The sequence below is a fragment of the Chryseosolibacter indicum genome (assembly GCF_018598585.1).
GTDB lineage: Bacteria > Bacteroidota > Bacteroidia > Cytophagales > Cyclobacteriaceae > Chryseosolibacter > Chryseosolibacter indicus.
In genome coordinates, this window is record NZ_JAHESD010000048.1 from 21,711 (window position 1) to 48,228 (window position 26,518).

The 26,518-nt window shown below is 40.2% G+C and carries 22 protein-coding genes and 1 pseudogene; 5 read left to right on the plus strand and 18 right to left on the minus strand.

Annotated features, from left to right (window positions below):
- Positions 1–73 precede the first annotated feature (73 nt).
- From KK060_RS17800 to KK060_RS17815, 4 genes are all read right to left on the minus strand, one after another.
- The gene (locus KK060_RS17800; protein ID WP_254155128.1) at positions 74–934 is read right to left on the minus strand and encodes a helix-turn-helix domain-containing protein; all 861 of its coding nucleotides are present in this window, start codon (positions 932–934) and stop codon (positions 74–76) included.
- Positions 935–1,182: 248 nt separating this feature from the next.
- On the minus strand, positions 1,183–2,157 hold the full coding sequence (locus KK060_RS17805) for a quinone oxidoreductase family protein (RefSeq protein WP_254155129.1): 975 nt from the start codon (positions 2,155–2,157) through the stop codon (positions 1,183–1,185).
- 79 nt (positions 2,158–2,236) lie between these two features.
- Entirely contained in the window at positions 2,237–2,812 is a 576-nt protein-coding gene (locus KK060_RS17810; RefSeq protein WP_254155130.1) for a Crp/Fnr family transcriptional regulator, read from the minus strand.
- Positions 2,813–3,079: 267 nt separating this feature from the next.
- Entirely contained in the window at positions 3,080–3,925 is an 846-nt protein-coding gene (locus KK060_RS17815) for an energy transducer TonB (RefSeq protein ID WP_254155131.1), read from the minus strand.
- Positions 3,926–4,182: 257 nt separating this feature from the next.
- Between KK060_RS17815 and KK060_RS17820 the strand changes: the two genes are divergently transcribed.
- From KK060_RS17820 to KK060_RS17830, 3 genes are all read left to right on the plus strand, one after another.
- Complete coding sequence (locus KK060_RS17820) at positions 4,183–4,431, plus strand: DUF1059 domain-containing protein (protein ID WP_254155132.1); 249 nt, start codon at positions 4,183–4,185, stop codon at positions 4,429–4,431.
- Between the two features lie 27 nt (positions 4,432–4,458).
- The gene (locus KK060_RS17825) at positions 4,459–4,953 is read left to right on the plus strand and encodes a DinB family protein (protein ID WP_254155133.1); all 495 of its coding nucleotides are present in this window, start codon (positions 4,459–4,461) and stop codon (positions 4,951–4,953) included.
- A gap of 145 nt (positions 4,954–5,098) precedes the next feature.
- Positions 5,099–5,503, plus strand: coding sequence for a hypothetical protein (locus KK060_RS17830; RefSeq protein WP_254155134.1), 405 nt, complete (start codon positions 5,099–5,101; stop codon positions 5,501–5,503).
- A gap of 168 nt (positions 5,504–5,671) precedes the next feature.
- Here the strand turns inward: KK060_RS17830 and KK060_RS17835 are convergent, their stop codons facing one another.
- The 8 genes from KK060_RS17835 to KK060_RS17865 form a co-directional block, all read right to left on the minus strand.
- Positions 5,672–6,442, minus strand: a complete 771-nt coding sequence (locus KK060_RS17835; RefSeq protein WP_254155135.1) for an SDR family oxidoreductase — start codon at positions 6,440–6,442, stop codon at positions 5,672–5,674.
- Positions 6,443–6,521: 79 nt separating this feature from the next.
- Positions 6,522–7,088 (minus strand): Crp/Fnr family transcriptional regulator, encoded by a 567-nt coding sequence (locus KK060_RS17840; protein ID WP_254155136.1) that lies wholly within the window; start codon positions 7,086–7,088, stop codon positions 6,522–6,524.
- 48 nt (positions 7,089–7,136) lie between these two features.
- The gene (locus KK060_RS17845) at positions 7,137–9,434 is read right to left on the minus strand and encodes an ABC transporter permease (RefSeq protein WP_254155137.1); all 2,298 of its coding nucleotides are present in this window, start codon (positions 9,432–9,434) and stop codon (positions 7,137–7,139) included.
- A gap of 369 nt (positions 9,435–9,803) precedes the next feature.
- Positions 9,804–9,950, minus strand: a complete 147-nt coding sequence (locus KK060_RS17850; RefSeq protein ID WP_254155138.1) for a hypothetical protein — start codon at positions 9,948–9,950, stop codon at positions 9,804–9,806.
- A gap of 166 nt (positions 9,951–10,116) precedes the next feature.
- Positions 10,117–10,839: a hypothetical protein gene (locus KK060_RS17855; protein ID WP_254155139.1), complete on the minus strand. Its 723-nt coding sequence runs from the start codon at positions 10,837–10,839 to the stop codon at positions 10,117–10,119.
- A gap of 101 nt (positions 10,840–10,940) precedes the next feature.
- Complete coding sequence (locus KK060_RS17860) at positions 10,941–11,573, minus strand: hypothetical protein (protein WP_254155140.1); 633 nt, start codon at positions 11,571–11,573, stop codon at positions 10,941–10,943.
- A 430-nt stretch (positions 11,574–12,003) separates the two neighbouring features.
- Positions 12,004–12,132, minus strand: coding sequence for a hypothetical protein (locus tag KK060_RS25095; RefSeq protein WP_302180114.1), 129 nt, complete (start codon positions 12,130–12,132; stop codon positions 12,004–12,006).
- Between the two features lie 376 nt (positions 12,133–12,508).
- Positions 12,509–12,850, minus strand: coding sequence for a hypothetical protein (locus KK060_RS17865; protein WP_254155141.1), 342 nt, complete (start codon positions 12,848–12,850; stop codon positions 12,509–12,511).
- 339 nt (positions 12,851–13,189) lie between these two features.
- Here KK060_RS17865 and KK060_RS17870 point away from each other — a divergent pair, with 339 nt between their 5' ends.
- Positions 13,190–13,750 (plus strand): hypothetical protein, encoded by a 561-nt coding sequence (locus tag KK060_RS17870; RefSeq protein WP_254155142.1) that lies wholly within the window; start codon positions 13,190–13,192, stop codon positions 13,748–13,750.
- A gap of 317 nt (positions 13,751–14,067) precedes the next feature.
- Positions 14,068–16,599 (plus strand): Kelch repeat-containing protein, encoded by a 2,532-nt coding sequence (locus KK060_RS17875; RefSeq protein WP_254155143.1) that lies wholly within the window; start codon positions 14,068–14,070, stop codon positions 16,597–16,599.
- A 17-nt stretch (positions 16,600–16,616) separates the two neighbouring features.
- On the opposite strand, the gene KK060_RS17880 is transcribed toward KK060_RS17875, so the two are convergent.
- The 6 genes and pseudogenes from KK060_RS17880 to KK060_RS17905 all read right to left on the minus strand — a co-directional run.
- On the minus strand, positions 16,617–18,053 hold the full coding sequence (locus KK060_RS17880) for a glycoside hydrolase family 125 protein (RefSeq protein ID WP_254155144.1): 1,437 nt from the start codon (positions 18,051–18,053) through the stop codon (positions 16,617–16,619).
- A gap of 24 nt (positions 18,054–18,077) precedes the next feature.
- Positions 18,078–20,360: a GH92 family glycosyl hydrolase gene (locus tag KK060_RS17885; protein ID WP_254155145.1), complete on the minus strand. Its 2,283-nt coding sequence runs from the start codon at positions 20,358–20,360 to the stop codon at positions 18,078–18,080.
- A 137-nt stretch (positions 20,361–20,497) separates the two neighbouring features.
- Positions 20,498–22,573 carry a beta-L-arabinofuranosidase domain-containing protein gene (locus tag KK060_RS17890; protein ID WP_254155146.1) on the minus strand — a complete coding sequence of 692 codons (2,076 nt, stop codon included), beginning with the start codon at positions 22,571–22,573 and terminating at the stop codon, positions 20,498–20,500.
- Positions 22,574–22,604: 31 nt separating this feature from the next.
- Positions 22,605–24,812 (minus strand): hypothetical protein, encoded by a 2,208-nt coding sequence (locus tag KK060_RS17895; RefSeq protein ID WP_254155147.1) that lies wholly within the window; start codon positions 24,810–24,812, stop codon positions 22,605–22,607.
- 166 nt (positions 24,813–24,978) lie between these two features.
- Positions 24,979–25,794 carry a DUF3823 domain-containing protein gene (locus KK060_RS17900; protein ID WP_254155148.1) on the minus strand — a complete coding sequence of 272 codons (816 nt, stop codon included), beginning with the start codon at positions 25,792–25,794 and terminating at the stop codon, positions 24,979–24,981.
- A 42-nt stretch (positions 25,795–25,836) separates the two neighbouring features.
- Positions 25,837–26,433 (minus strand): annotated as a pseudogene (locus KK060_RS17905) (RagB/SusD family nutrient uptake outer membrane protein); the annotation flags it as partial.
- Positions 26,434–26,518 lie beyond the last annotated feature (85 nt).

Here is a 26,518-nt window from a genome sequence, read left to right on the forward strand (position 1 = left end):
ACTTTGTGTTTTTAAATCTTACACAAAGGTGTGCAAGCGAGACCCTATACGGCTATCGCTATTAAGTCAAAACCTATCGGGAAGAGGTCATCTTTTGTTGTTGGAACTGTTTAGGACTAATTCCATACACTTGTTTAAAGATTTGTGAGAAGCTAGAGTGGTTTTCATACCCTACTTTATGAAATACTTCACTTGGATTTTCATTCTGCAGTAATAATTGCGTTGCTATTTCCATCTTTCGTTTCACAAAGTACTGCCCAGGCGGTACGTTGTAAAGTTTTAAAAACTTTCGCTTAAAGGTAGAAACACTTGTATGGCATATAAATGCTAATTCCTCCAATGAAAGGTTATTTGTTATGTTTTGTTCTACTGCTTTTTTTATTTCCAGGTCAGAATACGCTGCCTGTCTACGCGCCTGAAATGACAAAATCGCCTCAGGATATTTTTCAAGAAGGTGAAGCATAAGCTCCTCAAATTTTAACTCTTTTTTCTTATCTGCAAGAAAAGATGTTTGATTCTGAATTAACCTAAGTGATGTAATAAAGTTTAATACAAATTCGTCTTTCTCAAAGACAACGAAAGGCTCGCTTCTTTCAATTATTCCTGACGAAACCATTTCAATAATTGATGCATACTTTAAAAAGAATCGTGTAAGCGCCGAATTATCAAAAAAGAACATTGTACTTTGGAAATGACTATTAACTGTTAGCTTTTCTGTAAAAAGACAATTGCCTGAAGAAAGCAACACAAACTGTGAATCCTTAATAGTAGTAGCCTTGTTTCCGTAGTGAACTACCTTCTCCCCTTTTTCTAATAAAGTAATGAGATTTTGTTGAAGAAAGATTCTATTCCTCTGGACTTGCTGCTCAGTATAATAACAGAATATGCTAAAAGTATCGAGTAAATTCGGTGGTGCTGTCACAATGTCCTTCATAGTAATGTCATAGTTCAACAAGAGCCCGCCGCAAATCTACTGATAGAATTCAAGAGATATTGTCAGCAAAGGTCTTTATTTAAGAGGAAGTTTACATTACCGTTTTCAAAACGTGATGCGAAACGCAGACCTTATTATATAGGTTGATTTTGAAGTAGCGTTGCAACGGATATCCAATTACAGGACATTTCCCTGCAACCAGCATTAACTACCCCATAGTTGGCAACCATTGCACCTACTTTTTCATATCAAATAATCACTACCAATCTTTTACCATCTGATACTTCCATATCCCATACTTTCTCAATGTCCTGCAAATTGACAGTCACGGTATTTACTTTTAATTTATTATCAGCAGCAAGCTGAAACATTTCAGGAAGAATCTCTTTAATTAACTTCTGCATTTCATCTTTCGTCCAGCTCCCCAAACCCGAACCTGATAGTTGCAGGTTAAGGCTTCGTAACATTTCTGATGAAAGTTGAATTTCATTACCAGCAAGAGAGCCAATAGAGACAAAACGCGTTCTATGGGTAAAAGCACCCTTACCCTTTAAAGACCCCAGAATAAGTTCTGCTGTATGACCCCACAGGTAATCCAGGATAACATCGATAGGTGTTTCAGCATGTAATTTTTTTATTTGTTCAACAAATGATTTGTCATCTTGTCTGATAGGAACAATTGCATCTGCTCCTAATGACAATAAGGATTGTAATGATTTTTCATTTCTTCCGGTTACAATAACCTTTCTCGCACCGTAATACTTTGCAATTTGCACGGCCATCTTCCCAGTAAACCCGGTTGCTCCGTTTATCAGAACTGTCTCCCCATTCTTCATCCCTGCGCTGATGCGCAGCGCCATCACTGAGCCTGCAACTGCATTTGGCAACGCTGCCGCGGTAGCATCGTCAAGACCTTCAGGTACTGTTATTAATTTGCTTTTTTCGACAATAGCTTTTTCGGCAATCATGCCAGTAACACCCAATGCATAAACGCGAGTTCCGTCTTCCAATAGTCCGATACCATCAACACCAATTACTTTTGCATGTTGCATGTCGTCTTTTGTTGAATAGTGTTTACCTGTAGCGCGGGACTTATCTAAATGTTTGATTGATGCTGCCTTTACTGAAATCAATACTTCATCTCTGCTACCAGCTATCGGTTCAGGAAAATTCTTAACGTATTGCGGTGCTACACCTCCCGGAGTCATTACTAATGCTTTCATCTTTAAAATAATTTTATTTGTAAAATTACTTTCACAGCATTCCGGGAGGCGATAACATTTGTTATCAAATGAAGATCGGCTATTTCTTTTTAGCCAGCTTGCTTTTTATGCGACTCAAATGAACTTTAGTAATACCCAAATAGGAGGCTATATAATGTTGCGGCACACGTTGTACTATATGTGGCCGTTCATTTATTAAGTTCAAATAACGTTGATAAGGCGTATCCTTTATAAAAGATATAAAATGGGTCATGTAGTTAAAAGTGCGGTCAAATACTATATCGATAAGCATATCCCTTAATTGAGGTATAGCCTTTATCTCTTCAATTATTTTGTCAAAGTCCCTTTTATGGATCCACCAAACAATACATGGCTCGATGGTTTCAAGTGTAACAGGACTGGGTATTTTCTTTCTGAAACTCACGATGGAGCTCACCATATTGCCTTCAAAGAAAAACTGCGTTGTAATGTCCTTTCCATTATTGTTATACCATACGCGAATGCAGCCCTTTTCAATTAAATACATTCTCTTGGAGATCTCGCCCTCACTTAAAAGCTTGGTACGCGCCGGAACTTCTATTTTTTTAAAACGACTTACATACTCCTGCCACTTATTATCTTCAATTGGAAAATTCTTTCTGAACTGTTCAAACATCGCTGATCGTGTTGCATTATAAATCTAGTTACAAAGACGCCGACTCGAAGAAAACCATTTAACTATTTGTTATTATTTTTTGCTGATGGCTAATATTTAAGGTTCGACCTTCTGCGTTCGAGGTTCTGGATTCTGAGTTTTGTGGTTCTGAGTTTGTCCATGCATGCCAGACGTTGACGCTTTTCAGTTTGAATGTAAGATGAACTTACTATTGTCGTTATAGCACTGTGCAATAACTCATCTTAAGCTAACGGAAAATTGATCACGTTATTTAAAATTTAATGGTATTATGTACGGCACGCTGACTGCTTTGCCATTTTGTACCCCGGGTTTCCAACGCGGCATTGAATTAATCACGCGAAGAACTTCCGAATCGAACGCAGAAGAAATTCCCTTAACAATATAGGGGTTTTCGGGTATCCCTTCTTTATTTAATATAAAAGAAACTATCACCTCGCCCTTCGTACCTTTTGGAACTTTGATGTTGTTCCGTAGATAAGCTAATAAATTTTCATATCCCCCAAAGAACTCGGGAAGCTGCTCTGCGAGCAGTGATCTGTCTGTTGAGTCATTACGCTCAGGCAAGGAAATTGTAAAGTCATTTTCAATTGTGTCGCGTAATGGTGACTCCGTTAGAAAGTTCGATAAACAGTCAATGCTTAACCTGACGGTACGCGCAACATCACCCCTAACATCCGCGTTTGCACTTAGTACTCTTCTTGAAAAAACACTTAATGATTTGATTTCTTTACTCCGAAAAGCATCCAATTGTGCGGTTCCCATGTTTAGATGAACAACTACCTGGCGATTACAGTTTTGCAACTGATTTTTCATCTCCAACTTAGAGCCGTCCACAAACTTCGCTACTATTTTTTCATCTGTTCCCATGCATGCGAATTCGGAAACAACATCAATTACCAGTACAATTGACGTCTCCCAAATAAACCCGTACAATGAAAACTTTTTAGGACCATCATAAACGTCAACATAGTCCTTAAACGCATACAGTTTCTCACCATATTTATCTTGTGTTAAAGACGCGTACTGATCGCAATGCTGCCCCTGCACCACAGATATGTAAAACACTAAAAGAAGAAGGAATGTAATTCGCATGGGATTAAAGGAGTAAAGATAGAACTTTAAACAGACACGGGGGTTAATAGTAACGAAAACACATATCAACACAATTTTTCCCTAAGGCTGCTTTACCGGCGTGATCTAAACAACCTCCTTTAAAAAGAGTATTCTCACAAAAACATTTCCCTTACCTAACGTTCAAGAAAAATATCTGTTTACTTTACGCTAGAAAAATTATAGCCTTAATTTGACTTAAGAAAGGCAACTAATTATAATAACAAATAGACACAGATATGAAAACAATGACGTGCAAAGAATTAGGTGGAGCATGTAATCAAAACTTCAGTGCAGATACATTTGAAGAAATCGCCAAGATGGTGAGCATGCATGCCCGTGAAATGGTGCAACAAGGCGATGCTGCTCACATCCAGGCAATGAATGAAATGCGTAACAGCATGACTTCACCTGAGGCGATGAACAACTGGATGGACGAAAAACGAAGAGCATTTAATGCCTTGCCTGACAACAACGGTAGTTTATAAAACAATTCAGGGATAGCTCTATACCTTATGCACCTGCAAAATATTACAACCCGTTTACTCCGTTATAATCTTTGGGCAAACGAACGGCTTACTTCCTGGTTGATGACGTTGGATCGAAAGATACTGTATACGAAGACCGGCTCAAGCTTCGGAACAATAGACCGTACGCTTCAACATATTTTCTTTGCGCAGCTCTACTGGCATACTATTCTCGTAAAAGGGCAAATCAAGGAATTTAACGATCCAGAAGAAGAGCATATTGTCGAAAAAATTATAGCGGAGCTGATGATGAGTTCACAACAACTGATCAATGATCTTTCTGTACTGAACCAAGAACAATTGATCCAAATCGTTCAGGCCTCTGACAGCACACAAAGTCGCTATGAATATATCCTTCATTTAGTGAATCACGGATCGTACCACAGAGGTCAAATTGTTACCATGTGCCGCGCGCTAGGCATAACAGACGAGATACCAGTAACAGACTATGACGCATACCTTTGGTGGATTGAAAATATGTGAGGCTTATTATTACTTGAGATTACACACATTATTGATAGACTTTGCAAACATTAATCCTTATAGTTTGGGATGATTAGTGTTTGCAACTTTTATTATAAGTTTATAACCTGAACAAATAAAAAAATAAAATAAACTACAACTTAACATGGTATTGGATGCAACCCTACTGATGATCTTAAAGCTGATTTCACTAACTTTTTTAGTCTTCACATTTACTGAAGCAGGACTAAGCAAAATAAAGGATTACAAAGGCAACAAGGCATATTTTATCGATCACCTTAAAGGAGGAATACTTTCAGGCTCATCCGTTTTATTGTTTCATTTAATTATCGTTCAGGAAGTGCTTACAGCCCTGCTGGCAATAGCAGGATTATGTACAATCCCATTTGGCATTGAAGCTGTGGCGCTCATTAGTGTAATAGCATCCGCTGTTGTATTTTTGCAATTATACCTGGGACAACGAATAGCAGGAGACTATGCCGGCGCAGCAGGTATTGTTCCTTACCTGATCATGAGTTTTATCAGCCTCATTATTTTTTCCCTTCAGTGATTCTACCCTGAGCTTGCCTATTTTACCCGGACCTGCAGTCATCGTCTTGCAAGCACTTCGCTCAACATATCGAAAATAAAAGGCTGACGTGCTTAAGCAACGTCAGCCGTGGTGAAGCTTTTACTTTCTTATTGAAAGACTGATTAATTTAATTTGGCCAAGCCGTTATTACCAAGGAATTTCACCTGTTACCGGATTTGATTCTTCACTGAAAAACTTCCCGGTAGGTCCATTGTTATCAATCAACGCGTACTTAACTACCCTTGCGGCAGCTTCGTCTGCCGTACCTGTTCCCTGTTGATTGGTAAAATCCGTTTTTGTATAGCCAGGGTCTACCGCATTAATTTTAAACGCGGTTTCTTTGAGCTCGTAAGCAAGGTGAATGGTATACATATTCATCGCCGATTTTGAAGAACCGTACACTGCATATTTTCCGTAATGGTACGCGGGCCAGTTGGGATCGCTTTGAAGGGCCAGTGAGCCCACACTTGAACTTACATTTACAATTCTTGGCTCGGACGAATTTTTTAGCAAATCCAAAAACGTCTGCGTAACTCGTACCACCCCGTATACATTTGTCTCATACACTTCTTTAAAAATGTCGATCCCCGCTTCCATTGCATTTCGGGTTTGAGCAATGGAATTTCCTGTGTTGTCAAACTTTACACCACTAATACCGGCATTGTTTATCAACACATCCAACACCTGTGTGCGCTTGCCAATTTCAGCACGCGCCTGTTTTACTGATTTATCGTTGGTTACGTCAAGCTGAATCACTTCTACATTGGTTAAACCTTCTGCGTTCAGTTTTTTTACAGCTTCCTGGCCCAACCGTAAGTCACGGCTACCAAGGTATACATAATGACCCTTTTGCAATAGGTTACGTGCTGTTTCAAAGCCAATGCTTTTGTTTGCCCCCGTAATCAAAATAGATTTCATTTTCACTTTGCTTTAAAATTAACGCAGCAAAGGTTCGCCTATAAAAAATGAAATCTTTTACCATTTGGTAAAATGTAAATCAGCGAATACTCTTTCTTATCCTGCTTAAAGACTGCTGGGTAACCCCGAGATAAGATGCAATGTAAGCTAGTGGTACACGGTTAGTAAGCGATGGATAGTTTTCCATAAATTGGAGATAACGCGTAGTGGCATCCTGCGAGATTACCGGACCTGTTCTCGATTTTCTGTAAAGACATTGTTGCACCATTTTGTGTTTAATATTATCCCAACCCACAATGGTGTGTGAAAGCTCATCCCAGTCCTGCTTAGAAAATACAATAAGTTTACAAGGGGTACTAGCCTGTATGTATTCTGAGGCAGCGGTGCTTGCCTCGAAATTAAAGTAATCGACTACGATGCTGTTCTCGTTGATAAAACAGCGGGTTATTTCTTCACCTTTATTGGTGTAATAGCACCCACGCATAACACCCTCTACAATAAAGCCCACCTGACGCGGTATTTTACCTGCCTCAGAGAAATATTCATCTTTACGCAGCGCAATTACTGATACCCTTTCCTTGATTAATTCTATTTGTTGTTCATTCAGATCACCAAACTGTAACAAATAATTTATTAATGCTTCCATGGTATAAAATTATTGCATCCTCATTACTATGACAATGCCCTGTCCCTGTCAATCGTTTCTAATTTCATCTATTGGATTAGTCATTATAGCCCGAACTATTTGTAAGCTTAAAGTTACAAAAGCAGTAAATGTCACCATAACAGCTGATATACAAAAAATCCAGATATCCAGTTCAATTTTATTGGTAAATCTGGTGAGCCATTGATTCATGAGGTAATACCCAACAGGTGCGGCAATTAAAAAGGCAAGAATGATCCGTTTTGTGAACGTTAAGGTTAAAAGGTTCAATATATCTATCGGGGTCGCACCTAGTACTTTTCGGATGCCCATTTCTTTTGTTCTACTTTGAACCACCGCCCAGGATAGCGCGAACAACCCGAAGCAAGACAACACCATGCTGATAATCGAGAACGTAATAATGATCTTATAGAAGAACGTTTCTTCCTTGTACTTCTTCATGAGTTCTTCCTGTATGACTCTATGATGAAAGGAATAATCTGGAAATACACTAGTCCATGCTTCTCGCAATTTAGTGAGTATCGTTGAAAGATTGCTTCCTCTATAGTCAATCAATATGGAACGTCCATCCTTATAAAAGGATATAATTGCAGGGGGAATGTCTTGCTTAAATGAACCACATGTAAAATCCTCTACTACTCCCACAATTTTGTCTTGTGTTCCAGGGACATAATCACCTATTGGATTTTCTAAATCAAACTGCTTAACTAATTTCTGGTTAACCACCTTTCCATTATTCTTTTCGGAAGGTAATTCACCCGCTATTAATTTCAGGTCTAACGCTTTTAAATAGTCTTCGTCTCCGCCAAACAAGTACGGCGTATAGAATTGTTCGTTGTCAAGGTCATAACGAACGATCATATTCCCAAAAATAGGATTGCCGTTACATACAGAAACGTTGTTCACATCCGGCAATTGAATTATTTTTTGTTTAAGGAAGGAGAGCGCTGGTGTAAATTCTTCGCCAGGTGCATCTAACTGAATGATTTGCCGGTTAAATCCAAGAGAAGCATTCTTTATGTAGTGCATTTGCTTTACTATCGTCACCGAACAAACGGCAAGTGTAATTGCAATAACGAATTGTATGGTGAAGAAAAGACGATTGAACTTGACTTTGGAAGAGTTGGTAGCTATCAAACTTACCGGCTTCATTTTCCATTGTTTGGAAACCGACAACATCACCACTAACATCCCTGTAAAAAACAAAACAACACCTATTAATGTGATGATTTTTACATTTAAAAAATATGCCAGCGAAAGGTTTGCTTCAAAGACATTGTTAAAAACAGGAATTATAGAATAAGTTATTATTAATGAAAGCAGGAAGCCGGTAAAAACATAAACACCTGCCTCAGTAATTGAAAAACTAAATAAATCTCTCCGGGTGACACCTAACGTTTTCTTAATTCCAATTTCTTTCTTTCTGTTTTGCCAGGAAAGTAAGAAGAGATTTATAAAGTTAAAGCTGGCTATAAAAAACACCAGCCCACAAACAACATATCCCACTGTTAAAAACATGGGATTCCTGGTTTTAATATAGCTTGTTTTGTTATCGGTACTGAAGTAGGACTTAACTAAAGGAATAAAAAAGTACTCCGTTTTTCCTGGACCAATAAGCCCAGGACGTTCCGCATCACTGTTTATTTTTTTCAGTAACGACTCACCCGCATCTGCCCTCGTCAACAAAGCGTAAGTGGCGCCGCCATTCGATTGAGGAGGAAGTGTTGAGTGGTGTATGAGTGCATCAAAGTACAAATGACTGTTCTCAACAGGCCTGTCTACAACAGCTGAAACTATTAATTCCCGCGTTGTATCTGGTGTAGAGATAGTAAGCATACTACCTAAAACATTTACATTTCCAAACAAGGCTAACGCCTTTTCTTTTGACAGAACAATTTCATTATTCGACAGGGAATGATCCTTTCTTCCCCTGTGTAAGGGAAAATCGAATAAAGTAAAGAACGAACTATCGACCGATAAGACATTGAAATCGTCAAATTTCGTAGTCCCATTCTTTACAACAATACCATTCAAATCAAATAGCTGACATACATTTTGGACTTCAGGGTAATTAGTAGTGAGGTATTCAAAAAAATAACGAGGTACAAAAGTAATCCTTCCATTTCCACCAAACGGGTCGTTACTGAATACTTGAAAAATTCTATCTCGTTTCGAATGAAATGTATCTGTATTCGTTTCAAAAACAAGAAATGAGACAAGGATGTTTGTACACACAAACCCGGTTACCAGGCTTAGCAATATAGCTGAAGAATAAATTCTGTTTATCCATAGGTTCCTTAAAATGAGTTTTAGATTTTGCTTTATCATAAAACCTGTTATTTAGATTATCGGTGATGAATCTCGCTTTTGTTGATGTTCTTCACACAGATAGCTGGCCTTTTTATCTTCACCCAATTTTCATTTCTTAAATATACGTATTGCGGATATATTTCTTTTAGCGGTGGCCTTGTTATTATCACCTACCCTCTTCGCTTTTGTTAGTGTTCTTCACCAACAAACTTTCAAAAAGAAGATAACAAGAAAAATCAATCTTCACTCCAAAATACTAATATAATACATTGCCTTGCCTTGGTTTGAGTGGCCAGGCAAGGGGTATGCGTCGTCAAGTGCCAAATAACTGTTTTGTTTTTACTTTCTCATCAGGTCCAATCCTTCTTCAATACCGATAAATGTCTTTTAGCCGAGTTCTTGTCTTGCCTTATTGTCGTTGGTGGTAAACTCCAAACCCAATGTATTTACAAGTCCTTTGTAAAGCGGTGAATGTCGGTTAAGCCTGAATGTTTTCCAAACAAATTCCATTGCAAAAGCAATACGTTTTGCCATAGCCAACGAAACAAATTTGTCCTGGAATGGGTCAATGTGTTGGACAAGAACGTCTGGTCTGTCTTCATCTCAAAGTCAAGCTTGTTCAGGTTGTGCATCTCGTTAAACGTTCCACCTATACATTAGCATATAAAGCTTTTGTAGACCAACTGATTTATTGTTGCCGTTACTTGTCTGCCCTTAATAAATAGAATTTTGATAGGTCCAATGTAATAATATCCTTATACCAGTTTGCATACGGGAAATTGTCAGCGGTATAAATCTCCAAATATTGACCTAACTCCTTAAGTCTATCCTCTTCTATAACTTCATATTTATCGTCATTGGGAGTACCATCTTCATCGAGGTCATTATTGTCAAATGCCTGCCAATAGCCGCGATCTAATATGTTTGATAGCTCTTTAATATTTTTTTGCTCTGGCAATATCCCTGAGAATCTTTGAACATCATGCCGTTGTTCCATAACTTCCTTTCTTGGCAGCGGGTCATTTAAAAAGTATTGAACATTACTATTGTACCCATCCAAGGATTTTCCGTTATGATCTAAGTTATAGTATAAAACATCGTCATCATGTAAATGGAATGACAAAGTATATGTCTTCACTTTGGCACTTAGTTCATTGCTCAACTCATATAAATAGAATGGCTCATCAACATTGACATTCAGTTCAATAATTGTCGTCCACCTATGAAACTTTTCTGAAACTAAGTAAAACACACCCGATTTTGAATAAACATCCAGTTGCAATACCTGTTGAAAAGTATCAGAGGTCACATTAATTCTGTTAAAGAACTTCAGATTTCTTCCAATAAGTAAACTTTTTAAGCTTTCTAAAATATCTGCTTGTTCCTTCTTGTAAACATGCAAGGTCGTTGAAAATAATCCCATCTCTTTTTGTTTTAGAATCTCCGATTGCAGTTGCCTACAACAACAAACATACATATTGCTGCTATATCCTTTTAGCGGTGACCTTGTTATTGTACAAATCACTACCAACTACCAAAAAACATACTTTCCCCTTCGATAAAATTATCAACAAAGTTACCCCTAAAATGTGTCTTTAGATTGTGGCTACCGTCGTCAGAAGTGGGCTTAAGGTAAGAACTTGCTTTGAGAACTGATGCTTTATCAAAATATAACTTACGGTTTTCAAAGTCATCATAAAAATTTCTATTCATTCCTTTTCTTTGATAGCCCTTTGTTGCCCAGTATAATACTTGTATTTTCTTTGAACCTGTTTCAAATGACACAGTATAATAGTAAATCTCTTTCGCTGTTTCTTTAGTTAATTGATAGTCAATGGACTTAAGAATTAATGGCTCCTTATTCCGAATTGAATTTTTCATTGCCACTTCACTTAACTCTAAGTTTAAATTATCAATGTTGCCAACTAAAGTCAGCTTCTCTTTATAACTTGGCGTTCTTTCAGTTATTAAGTCCTTAGTCAATTTATCGGGGAACACTAAAATTTCAAAATCCCATTCAGTCTCATCTACCTCTGTTAATAAGTGTGAATGCTTCTCAAGAAATTTGGGATTATCTTTGAACTCGTCCATTGTTAAATACTCGAATGTATCCCTTGTTTTAGCTGAAGGAATTGCGTGAAATAAGTCAAGTCCCATTTTTTAATCTTAAAACATACTCTTTCCAAATCTTACCGCTCGCTTTTGTTGGTGTTCTTCACCAACAAGGGCTAGGGACTAACAGGGCTAAAGAGTGGTACAACGTACGATTTTTAACCTCGCAGTTTCTTGTAAATCAAATAAACTAGGGGAGTCCAAAATATCCATGATCCAAACGTTGTTACCATAATCCTTCCCACTTGTCCAATTGGTCCAGGTTGCCAACCATGTATATCCCCTGTCACCAACACATATAGGATGTAACCCGGTATAGATGGCGTCATCAATATCCCAGTAAATAAGCTGCCACTTTCATTCGTATCCAAAATATCTGCTGTAGTGGTTGTTATAGATAATACTAAGAACGTCACGAATGCAACCAGACCAAATTTATTTCCCACCCTAATGCTATCTTTATATTGGTGATGCGTTATGATACATTATTGTTGTGTCCCCTGATTCTTCTATTCTTATTTTTGCTCTCCTTGTATTCAGCTTCACCATTGTCTGTCGTCCCGTTAATGGTGTATATGATAAAACCAGTAAATCCCAAACTCATGATAAGATTGGTTAAAATTATTCCTCTTAAACTCTCTATTCTATGTTTAGTAAGATTATGAATCAAGACAACAATTAGCCACAAAAATCCCGCAGAGAATGTCAGAAGAATTATTAGGTGATGCAAAGCCGGCGCATGTTTGTACTCATGTGCTATAGTCAAATAACTTAGTCTCGCAAGTCCAAGCCCAATTGAATAAAATAGGATTTGATTTTATAAATTCTCAATGGATTTTTGTTTCCAGTTATTCTCCAAAGTCTTCATTGTCCGTAGTGAATTGCTCTACAAACAACCCAATATACATATTGCTGCTATATTTCTTCTAGCAACAACCCTTCACTTTTATTCGGATGCTTTTTACAACAAAACAAATCCCTCATCTTTTCTCTTTTCCCCGCAGTGTGTCGCGTAAGGCGAGAAGAACAGGGTTTGCTATTGTATTATTCAATGCCTTGTTAAAAAGAATTTTACCTTGCTCACCGCCGATAATGGCTTCTATTCTTGGTGCCAGCTCCTGGAACTCTTCAAGTACCAGGGTAAACCCCTTGCCCAAGTGTTTGGTGAAGTCGGGGTTCTCCAGCAAATTGTACACGTTCTTCAAAACAGTCTCGGGTTTTCTGTCACGCTCAACGCCAAGCTGAAAAACAAAGTCGAGGTAGGCATCAACGGCAAGAAATACATGGGCATTGCCTTCGCCTGTAGTAATTTCGAAACTCATTATGGCTGTACTTCTCAAAAAAAATCACCCGTCCTTACTAAAATAGGCTTTCCTCCTCCTTTTGCCTACCGAGTAGCATCAGAACGGGCACTATGGTGATTCGGTGGTGATTCGGTATTTGTAGGGATAACATAGGGAAAAAGGGCCTTTTTTTCCTAAAAACACTGAATTTACCCTCAAATACCCCTATTTCACCATGGTTCTCCCTCTGAATCCACTCCGATGGCACACTGTTGAAAAAAACTTACGGGTCTCCCGCTTTTTGACACAAGCTGTCAAAAGGCACAAATACCTTTATGGTAACAGAATAAATATCAATGAAATAAATAACTAAGAGCTATGGGTAAAATAATAGGCAACCCGGTTACGTCCGGGTTTAGCGGAAAATTTGGAGATGACCTTGTTTTCAAACAGATTGGCAATCGTACGTTTTTTGCCCGCAAGGGTGTCACCAAAGATAAACCTACCCTTGCGCAAAACGGAGCCAGAACCCAGTTTGCGCAGGCCTCGTACTACGCATCCCACACGTTGTATTATCCTGAAGAAACTGAAAGGTATAGTATCATGGCGCGGTTAAATAACCTGAAGTCGGCACAGGCAGCTGCTGTGAAAGACTATATGACTAAACCCGAAATCAAAGGGCTGAACTATAAAAAATATCGGGGTAAAGTACATGATGCTATTTTCATTGAACCACAAATGTTGTTAAAGATCGATAAGATCGAGGTAACCATTATACGTGCTGATGGTACTGTACTTGAATCAGGAAGCGCGGAGAAGGACCACTTAAACTGGAAGTATTCTGCAAAAGCTGTTAACGACCAGGTTGAAGGATCAACGATTGACGTGGTTGCATATGACCGGTTTGGGAAATCCAGCAGAGTAACTACGCATATATAAGCGTTGTATTCCAGCACCAGTTAGGTTTCAAAATAGTTGTAACAGTATAACGTAAATGACGATGCAGATATAAATACAAATATCGGAGTATAATTTTTTTTGTACTTTTCCCAATTCATTTATAAGCCTGGTTTAGAAATTCACCTCTCTTCCTCCGTATCTTTTTAAAAAGAATGGGAGGATGATCAAAAAAGCTGCTGCTTACATGCAACATTTAATGGTTGCTTTTTTATAATTTGTCTCGGAAAAGCAGTAAATAAAAACCGCTTATAGATAGAATGTTAGGAGACATGCATTGTGTCTCACAATTTTGAGTTATGCTTTCGATCATAAAATTGTGCTTTTATATCGTTCTGTTCTTCGTTTTCTTACCCCTGCAGGCCACAACACCCGGGGGACTGAAATTCCATGGTAGCGAACAGCCGATTGACAAGCGTACTTCTTATGATGTGTTTGGCGAACATGTAGCTGAATTTGCCGGCAGTTTTAATATCGAATTTAACTGCGCTTTATATCCTACAACAGAGATTGGTTACCTTATCCGGATCAAAAACAGAGACAGCAACAGAATTTATAACCTGTTTTACGATGGCCAGGGAAATGACCTTACCTTCCGTTTTAATGAAGAGGGTAAGAATAACCTGATTGATGCCCGGATGAATCGTGAATCGCTGCTTAACATGCAGTGGTTTAAGATGAAGATCTCATTCGATCTCAATAGTGATTCTATATACCTTACCATACACAACCGCACATTCAGCGCCGCGGGCAACGAGCTCTCGGATGTCTACAAGCCTGTTGTTCTTTTCGGTAGAAGCGAGCATATTATTGATGTGCCCTCCTTTGCGATAAAGGACCTTGCGATCGGCGGCCAGGAGAAATACTATTTCCCCTTAAATGAAAGTAAGGGTGGCGTGGTGCATGATGTGAATGGTGATGTATTCGGTAAAATTGCTAATCCAGATTGGCTTGTAAACGATGCTTACCATTGGAGGCACAAGATTACATTCAGGTCACAATCAGTAGCCGGAGCCAACTACAACGCTGAAAGAAAAGAGATCTATTATTACAACCGTGACTCGTTGCGCATTTACAACGTCAGATCAGGGGCTACAGACATCAAAATATTTGAAGAGGAATGCCCGGTTCAATTAACGTTGGGGACGAATTTTATGGACACCCAACGCGATAAGCTGTATGCCTATGAAGTTTACCGTGAAAATTATGACGGGCCCACCGTAGCAAGTCTTGACCTGAACACGTATCAATGGACTGCCGAGAATGCCGATCAACTGCGAAGTCCGTTGCACCATCATGGTTCTTATTTCGATCCATCCACTAATCAGTTCACTTTATTTGGTGGTTTTGGACGCATGCGTTATAGCAAAGATTTCTTTACTTATGACTTAGTAAAAAAGCAATGGGATACCCTGAGAGGTTTCTCTGGCGATTTCCTTTCGCCGCGTTATTTCTCTTCTGTGGGATATCTGAAAGAGACCAATTCCATATACATCTTCGGGGGTATGGGTAATGAATCTGGAGAGCACACCGTAGGCAGAAAATATTATTACGACTTATACAAGGTAGATTTAAATACAAAACGCATTTCGAAGCTTTGGGAAATACCCTGGAAGCAAGACAACATGGTGCCTGTTAGAGGTATGGTTATCCTCAACGATTCTTCCTTTTATACGCTGTGTTATCCCGAACACTTCTCTGAGTCCCTTCTTAAATTATACCAATTTTCTTTGAAAGATGGTTCGTACCAGGTGCTGGGCGATTCTATTCCTATTCATTCTGATAAGATTACAACCAACGCCAATCTGTATTACGATAGCACACTTAACAATTTGTATGCGGTAGTGCAGGAGTTTGAAGATGATATTTCTTCAGACCTAAAAGTATATTCGCTGTCCTTCCCACCGCTTACAGCCAAAGAACTAGCGAGTTATTCACGTGAGAAAAATAAGTATGCGTTGGCAATAGTAGCAATTTCTATTTTACTTGTATCTGCAGTTGGCTATTTCCTCTATAAAAAATCAAAGTCCAAAAAACAAATTGATGCCGAAGAAGTGCATCCGGAAACAGAACCACTTGCAGACATTAAAGTTGAGACAACAACTAAACCAGAACCTGTAACCCGGGCAAACGCCATTTATCTTTTTGGTGATTTTACCGTACGCGACAGAAAAAATCGTGATATCACCTACATGTTCAGTGCACAGCTCAAGCAGATGTTTTGTCTTATCCTGCAATACAGTACGATAGACGATGGCATTGGCTCGCAACGGCTCAGTAATATTTTATGGCCCGACAGGCCTGCGGATAAAGTAAAGAATTCAAGGGGTGTTACAATTAACCACCTGCGCAAAGTATTGAGCGAGCTTGATGGAATAGAGTTAATTTATGACAAAGGTAGTTTCAAGATAGAGCAAACTGAAGCCTCCTACTGCGACTACACCCGATGCATGCAATTAATATTCAGTCACGAAACGGAAAGGAACAGGGACGAGCTGGTAGAGATATTATCACGTGGCAAATTCCTGCAACTCTTCGACCATCCATTATTCGATACCTTAAAAGAAGAAACAGAAAAGAAGCTGGAACCTGTGTTACTGTTGGAGATGGAGAAAAGTTTTACAGAAGAGCTTTATCCAACCACCCTTGCCCTGGCAGATGCTTTATTTAACATTGATCCGCTAAATGATGCAGCGCTTACCTATCAGGTAAAAGCCATGCAAAAACTAAGAATGAATGATGAGGCGCGAATCAGGTATCAGGCTTTTATTATTGAGTATAAAAAAGCAATGGGGACTGATTATCCCCATGCTTATAAAACTTTAAGTTAAGTAACTCACAAAACAGACTACCCAACGAGTAGCTGTGTTTTACCTTCATTGACCAGCTTCAGGATTAGCTCGCCAAATAAGGTGTTGGCCCAGGCAAACCATTTGCGGGTAAACTTTGAAGGATCATCCTTATGAAAGCTCTCGTGCATAAAACCAGTTTCGCCATCGGTATTGCGTAATGTTTTAATACACCACGCAATTTCTTTGTCATCTGTGCTGGTCATGGCACGCATAATAATACTCATAGGCCAAATCATATCGTACCCGATATGCGGGCCACCGATGCCCTCCGCTGCTTTGCCCTGGAAGAAATACGGGTTATCCGTACTCCAGATCAGCTTGCGTGTGTTCTGGTAGATGGTGTCGTTCTTTTCAACACAGCCAAGGTATGGCAAACCCAATAGACTTGGCACGTTGGCATCATCCATATAAGTAGCGTTGCCAAAACCATCTACTTCGAAGGCATATACCTTTCCGTATTTCGGATGATTTACTACGCCATATTTTTTAACAGCGCCATCAACCTCATCCGCCAATGCTAAACATGATTTAGCAAAAGCTTCATCTTTTGTAACACTCTTGCTGATCTCTGCCAACTGCTTTAATGATGTAACAGCAAACAAGTTTGAAGGAATCAAGAATCCGTATGTTGTAGCATCATCAGAAGGGCGGAACGAAGAGTTGATTAAACCAACAGGCTTCAGTGGCTGACCCCACCCATCATTAGAAAGTGTATCTAACTGGCGTGTAGTTTCACGCTCAAACTTATAAGGCCCTAAACCGTTTTTGCGCTGCTGAGCCTTGAATGTATCTACAATGGCAGCAACTGCCTTTTTCCAATCGGCATCAAACACAGATACATCACCAGTTGTTTTCCAATAGTGATAAGCAAGTCGAACGGTGTAGCAAAGCGAGTCGATCTCCCACTTACGCTCGTGCAAGCCCGGCTTCATATCCGTTTTGTCGCTCATCCATTCACCAGGGGTGAGCTCTTTGTTAAATGCATTGGCATACGGATCAAGTAATACACATTGTGATTGCCTGTGAATAACGCCAGCTAATAGTGTTTTTAGCTTTTCATCTTTAGTTGCCAGCGGAAGATAGGGCCAAACCTGCGCTGTTGAATCGCGCAACCACATGGCATGTATATCGCCTGTAATAACAAAAGTATCCGGCTTGCCATTTTTAGTTCCGGCATCAACGGTAGTATCAAGTGTATTAGGGAAACAATTCTCGAACATCCAGGCAAGCTTTGCATCTTTTATCTTCGCCTTGGTTGCTGTAATTGTTTTTTCTACTGCCTCAGCAGTAAAATTTCTTTCCCCTACAGGAGGCCTTTTAGTGGCAAACTTATCCTGCGGTAAAATGCTTCCCCAGGTAGCATTTGTTCCTGCAAAAGAAAGTCCGGCCATGGCAATTGTTCCTTTCTTGATAAAGTCTCTTCTCTTGGTCATATGCTGCTGTGTTTGTACTGCTTTTTATTTTGCATTTGAGAAAGAATAAGGAAAGTCGCTTTTATCTGTTCCACGGCTTTTATTGGGAGCCTGGCTCATCTTAAAATTAATTTTAGCGCCTTTCATCAGATCTTCGTGGGTGAAGTAATTCTTAGTATACTTCTTTCCATTTAACGTTACGTCAGCAACATAGCGATTTTCCTTCGAATTATTATCGGCTTTTATCTCGATCTCTTTTCCGTTTTGCAGTTGAATTTTTACTGACTTAAATAAAGGAGACCCCATGATATATTCATTGCTACTAGGACATAGCGGATAGAATCCCAGAGCAGAGAACACGTACCATGCAGAAGTTTGCCCGTTGTCTTCATCACCACAATAACCATCAGGGGTTGGAGCGTAAAGTTTATCCATGATCTCGCGTGCCCAGTACTGTGCCTTCCATGGTTCACCGGCATAGTTATACATGTAAACCATGTGCTGGATAGGCTGATTGCCATGTGCGTACTGGCCCATATCCATTACCTGCATTTCACGCATTTCGTGAATCATAGAGCGGCTTTCCATTCCCCTTGATCCGGGAATGATGAATACAGAATCAAGCATGTTAACAAATTCTTTTTTGCCACCCATGAGGTCAATCAATCCCTGAGGATCATGGAATACAGACCATGAGTAGTGCCAGCTGTTACCCTCGGTAAAGTCGCGACCCCAATCAGTAGGATTGAACCCGTCAGAGAAAGAACCATTGGTTGCACGGCCTGCCATGAGCTTGCGCTTCGCGTTATAAAGATTCTTGTAATTCAATGCTCTCTTAGCATATACTTCGATTTCACTTTCCGGCTTGTTAAGTGCCTTTCCTAATCTGTAGATAGTCCAATCGTCATAAGCATATTCCAATGAACGTGCTACATTCTGATCAACATCAACATCATTTGGAATGTAACCATACTTGTTGTAGTACTCATAACCTCTTCTACCCGATGCAGAAACCGTAGGGTGCACCGCGTTAGCGCCATGTTTAAGTGCTTCCCACAATGCTTCAATGTCATATCCACGTAAACCTTTCAGGTACGCATCAGCAACAACCGATGCTGAGTTGTTTCCTACCATAATATCGCGATGGCCAGGACTAGCCCATTCAGGCAGGAAACCACTTTCTTTATAAGCATTCACAAGACCTTCCTGCATCTTGGTATTTTCAGCAGGGAATAAGAAATTCAGGAATGGGAAAAGGCTCCGGAAAGTATCCCAGAATCCGGTATCCGTAAACATGTAGCCAGGAAGTACTTTGCCATTATACGGACTATAATGAACTACTTTACCATTGCCATCTATTTCAGAAAAATTTCTAGGGAATAAGATTGAACGATAAAATGAAGAGTAGAATGTTCTGAGGTTGTCGATATTGTTATCCTCTACTTTTATCTTTCCTAACACTTCATTCCAACGCTGCTTGCCTTTGTTCATTACCTGATCGAAATCATCGTTACCCAACTCTTTCAGATTGATAAGGGCCTGCTCTTCGCTGATAAAAGATGATGCTACACGCGCATGTACTTTTTCATTATTTGATGTTGCGAAACCGATGATGGCCCCGGCGTGATTTCCATTGAATTCCTTTTGTCCTTCTGATACTACACCATCCTTAACAACGGCATGAAAAGTAAACGCCTTATCAAAAACGATAACAAAGTAGTTCTTGAAATTGTTGGGTACGCCTCCGCTATTGCGTGTTGTGTAACCAACAATCTTTTTCTCTTCAGGAATAATTTTTATAAAAGATCCCCTGTCAAACGCATCGGTAATGATGTAGGAGTTTTTACTGTCGGGAAAGGTAAACCTAAACATCGCTGCCCTTTCAGTTGGTGCGATTTCCGTTGTTATATCATGGTCAGCTAAATAAACACGATAGTAATGTGGTTTGGCTACTTCCGCTTTATGCGAAAACCAGCTTGCCCTGTCGTTCTCATTAAACACAACCCTTCCGGTAATAGGCATAAGAGAGAATTGCCCGTAGTCGTTCATCCATGGGCTTGGCTGATGCGTTTGCTTAAATCCCCTGATCTTGTCTGCCGTGTAGGTATACATCCAGCCATCGCCCATCCTCCCGGTTTGAGGAGACCAGAAATTCATTCCCCAGGGCAATGCAGTAGCAGGATAAGTGTTTCCTGTTGAAAGTTCGTACTTGGAATTCGTTCCGACCAATGTGCTTACATAGCTGACAGGATCAGAAACCTGTGCATCCAATTCCAGGATAAAACACCATAAGAAAAGCGCGACTAATAATCCAATTTTCCTAATCATCTTCATTCTCTGTTTTATATTCGATTAATTTGATTTTAATACTTGTTTATGAGCATTTACCACTACAGCGTAGTGATGTAAAAAGTAAATTCTGTAAAAAAGATTATCAATTTTCCTGATCTGTTCATTGGTTGTCTTCATTTAACTACCGGGAAAGCGGATATCCTCAATCTTGCGGCCCCCATGGGTATTAGTGTGATCTCTTCCTTTTGTTCGCGAATAACTACCGGACTTTGTGGTAGCACAGCACAGAGACCAAACTGGTCAATCTTCCATTGCGGTATCTTCTTGCCTAAGGTTCTTATCTCCAACGGCACAGACGCTGCTGCAAAAGGGTAATTATCTTCTGGCCATGCTTTCCGGTTAACTTCAAACATCTGCTTACGATCATCATCATCTAACACAAGTCCATAGTTCCAGGGCGAGCCAGGATAAATTTCAAACGATGGCCACTTTTCGGCATCGGCCTCCTTCTGCCATTTTGAATCCCAAATAGCCGAAGCACGGCTATCGACTTTAACATAGTTTTCAGCTATTTTCAAAGAGAAGGTAAGCGGCCCATAGTTAACACTCACACTGTTTTTGTTGACCTCCCACTTTTTCAGTTGAACTTCCATTGGCACATCCAAAACGATCTTGTCGCTGTTTTTCCAGTTACGAGATATTCTTACATATTTGCCTGGCTCAAGCTTAACGTTTGAGACTTTGCCATTGATCTGAATGTTAGCCTTCCTGCACCATTGCGGAATACGTATATAGAGCGGAAAGTTTACCTCCTTAGGCGTGTTAATCTCATAGCGAACCTGTTCTTCAAAAGGATAATGCGTTTCTTCCTTAACAGTAACTTCGGTGCCATCACCGACTTTGGCCGTTACAGCGCAACTGTTAAAAAGTACGGAAGCCAAGCCATTGTCTGGCGTAGCTACAAATAAGTTTTCTGCATAGTAAGGCCAGCCCTGGGCGTGATTGTGCTGGCAACAACGGCTACTGAATGGGTTCATCATCAGGAAGGGACCACCATTGTCAATGCCCGGCTTATGGTTTTTGCTATCGCTGACGACATGATTAGGAGCTGTGATATAACGCAAAGCTTTGAAGTCAGCAGTAAACGCCGCGGGATAGGTATTGAATGCAACGTTCTCACATTGATCAGCCCAGAAGGGATCTCCTGTTATACGAAGTAGCATTTCATTGGAGGCCATCTCTTCTACCATGCCGCAGGTTTCAATTCCTTGTCGTGGATCAATGTAACCCATCCTGCTGTTTTCATCTCCACCAAACATGCCACCAGGCACCTGACCAAAAGTGCGGCGAATCAAATTGAAGTTGTTATAGGTAGCATCAAGATGTAATGAGTCACCTGTTTGAACGTAATACGTTGCAGGTTCACGATAGGATTGCGCGATGTTAACATTATGCCAATTGGGTAAGGACGAGTCCTGCATCCAGTTGGCAGTATTCCGGTGTATTTTGTGAGCGAGGTCAAGAAGAAAAGCGTCACCGGTGATATTATATAACCAGTAAACACTGTAAAGGTTGTCGCCGCCCCTGCTGTTCTCCCAGTAGTCTTCAAGGAATTTTTCATCAGGCACAGTCATTTCCCATTTGAAAAACTTCGTCATTAAATCAATTACGCGTTCATCCTTGCTATACTCGTAATATGATTGAAGGCAGAACAACATAATCATATGACCCCACAATTCGTGATTTCCGTTTCTCAAGTTCTCCGGTCCGAAATAGCCATCTTTCCGCTGACTTCTGAAAACTCCTTCAAACCATGTCTGTGCTTCACTAATTAATTTTTCGTCACGTAGTAAGTATCCAAGGCTCGCATAGCCTTTAAGCCAGTAGGGTACCTCCTCCCATCCATGATCACCACCATTGGTGAGCCAGGCGTTGTTATCTTTTTCCAGCCACGCACTAATCTCGGGCAGGTGTCCTGTAAGTCCATCGCGTTGTAACTCGAGGAATTTTAATATCCAACCCTCTGGTTTGATACTACCCACAGGTAACTTTATAAAATTAAGAGGCGTTAGAGGCGCTCTGTTACCGATATAGAATTTATTGTTTGCTTTGATAACAGGCCGATCAACACACACAATCTCCGGATGGCCCCAGGAGTCCTTTTCCTGTTTTTCATTTGACGAACAGGATATAAAAAGACTATATATGACCACCAGAAGCGTAAGCTCTTTTATATTCGGTTTACTCATAGCAGTTTTTTTGTTCCCCTGCAAGATTACACTACCAAGTCAATTCCACCTTCACTCCTTCCGGATTATTTTCGAAGCGTAACAGCCCAGTCTTACTTTCTTCATCCCATTTCCAAACAGCTTCGTTTAGCTTATTCCCCTTATGATCATACGCATCACATTGCTGAGGCTTTTTAGGGAGAAGTACTCGCATAACATTAGTTGTGTTCAACGGACTCTTTGCTACAAATGAATATGCATTCTTTGTTACCTTTTCATCGTAAACTCTTGCAGCAGTCGCCAGAACCTGTGGTGTTTTTGGATTCTTTACATTACCGATGTTATATAAGAAGGCCTGCTCTCCTGGCTTTACCTGTCTTTCATTAAGTACAGGAATTTCAGGATCAAACAAATCAATGAGCTTACCTTTGATGATGTAAGGAGTTTGATCTTCATTTTCATCTACAACAGAAATGATTTCGTAAGGACCACGCGTAAGTGCAAAATGATTTTTAAACGTTAACGTAGTGCTGTTAGATTTTGAATCATACAACTTCTTAACCGTGTTTACAAACTCAACATCACTTCCCTCCTTCAGCACAAACTCTTTTGGATCGTTGCGTATGATGTAGACTTTTCCTTTACCATAAGTATATTCACCGGCATTAAAAGGTGCTTTCAATCCTAGCTTCGAAAACAAGTGTTCTGACGGTGCTTTGAACGTATTGCCCCCTGTGTTCCACCATTCCTGGACGCTTTGAAATGCATCATCATCTCTGCCACAATACACAAGTACGCCACCATTCTTAACCCACTCAGCAATGTGATCATGTGATTCTTTATCCGAAGGTTTCATATTGGAATAAGACATTACCAGAATCTTTAAATCATTCCAGGTTTTCTTGTATGATACATTTTCAATATGAACTGTTTTAACAGGAACGCCACGCTTCAGGAATGGAAGTGCTTGTCCGTAAAAATTAGACAACTGCGGATCTTCATAACCGTTGTGCGTAGGAAAGCGCTGGAACATTAATGAGTTGGCCATTAATACACCAATGCCTTGAGAGCCGCTAACTTTATTCTCAGACAAAGGCATGTTGTTGAGTGTATTGATCATGACCTGCATCTGAGTCGAGTAGAAACGTGGAATGCGTTCCTTCTTGTCGCTGTTGGCACTCGTGCGGTAAAGTCCTTCATAAATTCGGTCAGGCCATGGCATCACTTCATAATCAGCAATCATGGGATAAAGAAGTTGTGCGGTGAATGTGGCTTGATAATTTTTCTTATAGTCAGCCCAATCACGAGGCCAGTCTTCAATAGGATCTGTTAGGAAGAACATCTTCCTGCCAGTAGGTGCCGTCATAGACTCCATTGAGCCATACTCAAGAAATGCCGTCTCAAACACGCGTTCCTTTCTTTGTCCGTTGAAATAGTTCGGTTCGCGTGAAGTACCTGTCCATACCTGTGCAATGTAACCATCAACACAAGGTAATGAAGCTAGACTTGCTTCCGGACTGACAATCATCCATTGTGAATAATTGACAAGTGAATGCGTAGGAACATAACAACGAATGTTCATTCCTTTGCTTTTACCATACTCCTTCGCGAAAGTAAAGACTTCATTGAGCGCACGATAGTACAGGTGATACTTTAACTTGTTGGACAAATACGTGTTTTCTGGTGATTCATGCTGAGGTCTCCAATCAAAGCCGTAATATTCTTTCCATTCTCTTTTGAATGCTTCACTGTAGCCGGACCTCGCCCAGAACTCAGGTTCTTCCAAATAGATTGCATCAATTCCCGTATCAATTACCCGCTTGATAACCTTCTCTTTCATGTAGGCAATGAAATTCTTTGAAGGGACAATGTATGGCACCATACGACCATGCCATATCGTGTCACCCTTCTGCGTTACCTGGCCTTCATCAAGATGCCACTTTCCATCCCACTTGCCGGTGAAATAATCCTGATATTCACCCCATGCAATACCCGTCATAAAGTGCGTGGTATACCCCCTGTCTCGCCAGCTTTGAACACGCTGCTCAAAAGTGAGGTTTCCCTTCTCATGATGCTCCTTTACACTGTAAACAATAGCTACGTCTGCCCTTGTATCCGTTACCGGCTTCCATGGATTAGCAGTTTGAAAAGTTGTTTTTTCTCGCGAAGTGCTTAATGATTTTTTATCCTTTTGCTGCGACTGACAATAACTATTCAGCGTAAGCCCCAGCAGAAGATAAAGTATGATTGTTCTTTGCATTGACATTAATTGTATTAAATGAAAAAAAGGAAAGAAGATTATTCTCTCCGTTACGCAGAGATCAAGTTAGAAAGTGAAGATCCGATCTGCTTTAAAGCAAGAGCACAAAATAATGGTAGGGTTAAAGCCACCCCCATAAAGAGGTGACTACTAACCCAACCCAATGTTATGGTATCAATAATTGCAATGGCTCATTGTAATTCCATCTTCTAATTCCGCTGCCACGTGGCGTATCGTAATTGATACGTGCCGCCGCCCTTACAAAGACAGCTCTTCCAGGAGGAATTGTTCCGTTAGATTCGATGGTGATAGTCTCTCCTAACAGAGCATTAAATGCAGAACCGTCGTAGTTAATCTGACTTGACCAACGCTCGTCACGTGCGCGGTATCCTACTGTAGAAGAATAACTAACAAACAATTGAATATCTGTTACGTTAAGAAAGCTATTGTCATAGTTGCCCATCGGTTCGATCTTCTCGCGAAACACATCTTCCGATACGGCACGTGTTACGCGTACCTTGGCCCTAACCTTACCGTTGATTACCTGAGGTTCGTCAACCCACTCTACCTTAAGGAAAGGTTGCACTTCAAAACGCACCTTTGTTACTCCATGGATATCGACATTCTGTGATTCATCTGCAAGCGGAACTCCTCGGCCATCTTCACGAACGATTGGAATGAAAGGTCCATCAACACGAATGTTATAGTTACCCTTAAATAATTTGGTATGCTGAAACGTTCCGTCAGGTCTACAAAAGAAATCAGGATTGGGCGTGACATTACCCTTCCAACTGTCTTCAATAAGACGTACCCTGATGCCTTCACTTCCCTGGTCCGTGAGCACTGGTTCACCAGTTTCTACATCCACAACTTCGCCCTGCAGCGTCTCTTTTGGTTCCTCATAATTGTCCATTTCGAACAGACTGCAAGAACTGAAAGCAAACAGTGCTAACATTAATATATATGATGATAACTTCTTCATCTTTTTGAAATTCTTTAGTAATTAATAAGCAGTCATTCTTTATTATCTATTCGGTTGCTGGTCTATTACAGCACTCTTCGAAACTTCTTCAGTAGGGATTTCAAAGTAATAATCTATTGCGTTGTATTCGAAAGTCTTCAAGCTTACCCATTGGAAACGGGCATCGAAGAAATACTTTCCTGCTTGTGTAGAAAAGAACGGGTACAACCCCCTAAAGCGATAACGGGAACTGCTACTAAACATATCTTTGTTTCTCGTTTCACCCCAGAAGCCATCACGTCCATCATAGTGTTGTACTCTCCATCTGCGTAAATCCCACTTCGTCTTATGTTCCAACGCAAGCTCCTTACGGCGTTCTTTCCTGATGGTGTTGCGACCTTCTACATCGGGTGAAAGATTACCTGCGAGTAGTGTTGCTCCAGCCCTTTCGCGGATAGCATTTACTGCTTCCGATGCAACTTGCATCAGATCCATTCCATCAGGAGATGTTTCTCCTGCCATGGCAAGTTCTACAGCAGCTTCTGCTGCATTCAGTAAGACCTCTGCGTAACGCATTAAAATAAAAGGCTGGTCTGACCTGCCTTCTCCTGCCTGAAAAGACGGATTAGGATTGAGCCATTTTCGGCCATACAATCCAGTAAGCGTACTTTCTGGATTATCATAAAACGGACCATTCTCTCACGCGGCGGTCATTTTTCCGCCGTTATAGGTCTGTCTCTTTTTC

Coding starts and splice junctions, on each gene's coding strand:
- KK060_RS17800 (WP_254155128.1), bottom strand. CDS start 934: ATGAAGGACATTGTGACAGCACCACCGAATTTACTCGATACTTTTAGC.
- KK060_RS17805 (WP_254155129.1), bottom strand. CDS start 2,157: ATGAAAGCATTAGTAATGACTCCGGGAGGTGTAGCACCGCAATACGTT.
- KK060_RS17810 (WP_254155130.1), bottom strand. CDS start 2,812: ATGTTTGAACAGTTCAGAAAGAATTTTCCAATTGAAGATAATAAGTGG.
- KK060_RS17815 (WP_254155131.1), bottom strand. CDS start 3,925: ATGCGAATTACATTCCTTCTTCTTTTAGTGTTTTACATATCTGTGGTG.
- KK060_RS17820 (WP_254155132.1), top strand. CDS start 4,183: ATGAAAACAATGACGTGCAAAGAATTAGGTGGAGCATGTAATCAAAAC.
- KK060_RS17825 (WP_254155133.1), top strand. CDS start 4,459: ATGCACCTGCAAAATATTACAACCCGTTTACTCCGTTATAATCTTTGG.
- KK060_RS17830 (WP_254155134.1), top strand. CDS start 5,099: ATGGTATTGGATGCAACCCTACTGATGATCTTAAAGCTGATTTCACTA.
- KK060_RS17835 (WP_254155135.1), bottom strand. CDS start 6,442: ATGAAATCTATTTTGATTACGGGGGCAAACAAAAGCATTGGCTTTGAA.
- KK060_RS17840 (WP_254155136.1), bottom strand. CDS start 7,088: ATGGAAGCATTAATAAATTATTTGTTACAGTTTGGTGATCTGAATGAA.
- KK060_RS17845 (WP_254155137.1), bottom strand. CDS start 9,434: ATGATAAAGCAAAATCTAAAACTCATTTTAAGGAACCTATGGATAAAC.
- KK060_RS17850 (WP_254155138.1), bottom strand. CDS start 9,950: ATGGCAAAACGTATTGCTTTTGCAATGGAATTTGTTTGGAAAACATTC.
- KK060_RS17855 (WP_254155139.1), bottom strand. CDS start 10,839: ATGGGATTATTTTCAACGACCTTGCATGTTTACAAGAAGGAACAAGCA.
- KK060_RS17860 (WP_254155140.1), bottom strand. CDS start 11,573: ATGGGACTTGACTTATTTCACGCAATTCCTTCAGCTAAAACAAGGGAT.
- KK060_RS25095 (WP_302180114.1), bottom strand. CDS start 12,132: ATGAGTTTGGGATTTACTGGTTTTATCATATACACCATTAACGGGACG.
- KK060_RS17865 (WP_254155141.1), bottom strand. CDS start 12,850: ATGAGTTTCGAAATTACTACAGGCGAAGGCAATGCCCATGTATTTCTT.
- KK060_RS17870 (WP_254155142.1), top strand. CDS start 13,190: ATGGGTAAAATAATAGGCAACCCGGTTACGTCCGGGTTTAGCGGAAAA.
- KK060_RS17875 (WP_254155143.1), top strand. CDS start 14,068: ATGCTTTCGATCATAAAATTGTGCTTTTATATCGTTCTGTTCTTCGTT.
- KK060_RS17880 (WP_254155144.1), bottom strand. CDS start 18,053: ATGACCAAGAGAAGAGACTTTATCAAGAAAGGAACAATTGCCATGGCC.
- KK060_RS17885 (WP_254155145.1), bottom strand. CDS start 20,360: ATGATTAGGAAAATTGGATTATTAGTCGCGCTTTTCTTATGGTGTTTT.
- KK060_RS17890 (WP_254155146.1), bottom strand. CDS start 22,573: ATGAGTAAACCGAATATAAAAGAGCTTACGCTTCTGGTGGTCATATAT.
- KK060_RS17895 (WP_254155147.1), bottom strand. CDS start 24,812: ATGCAAAGAACAATCATACTTTATCTTCTGCTGGGGCTTACGCTGAAT.
- KK060_RS17900 (WP_254155148.1), bottom strand. CDS start 25,794: ATGAAGAAGTTATCATCATATATATTAATGTTAGCACTGTTTGCTTTC.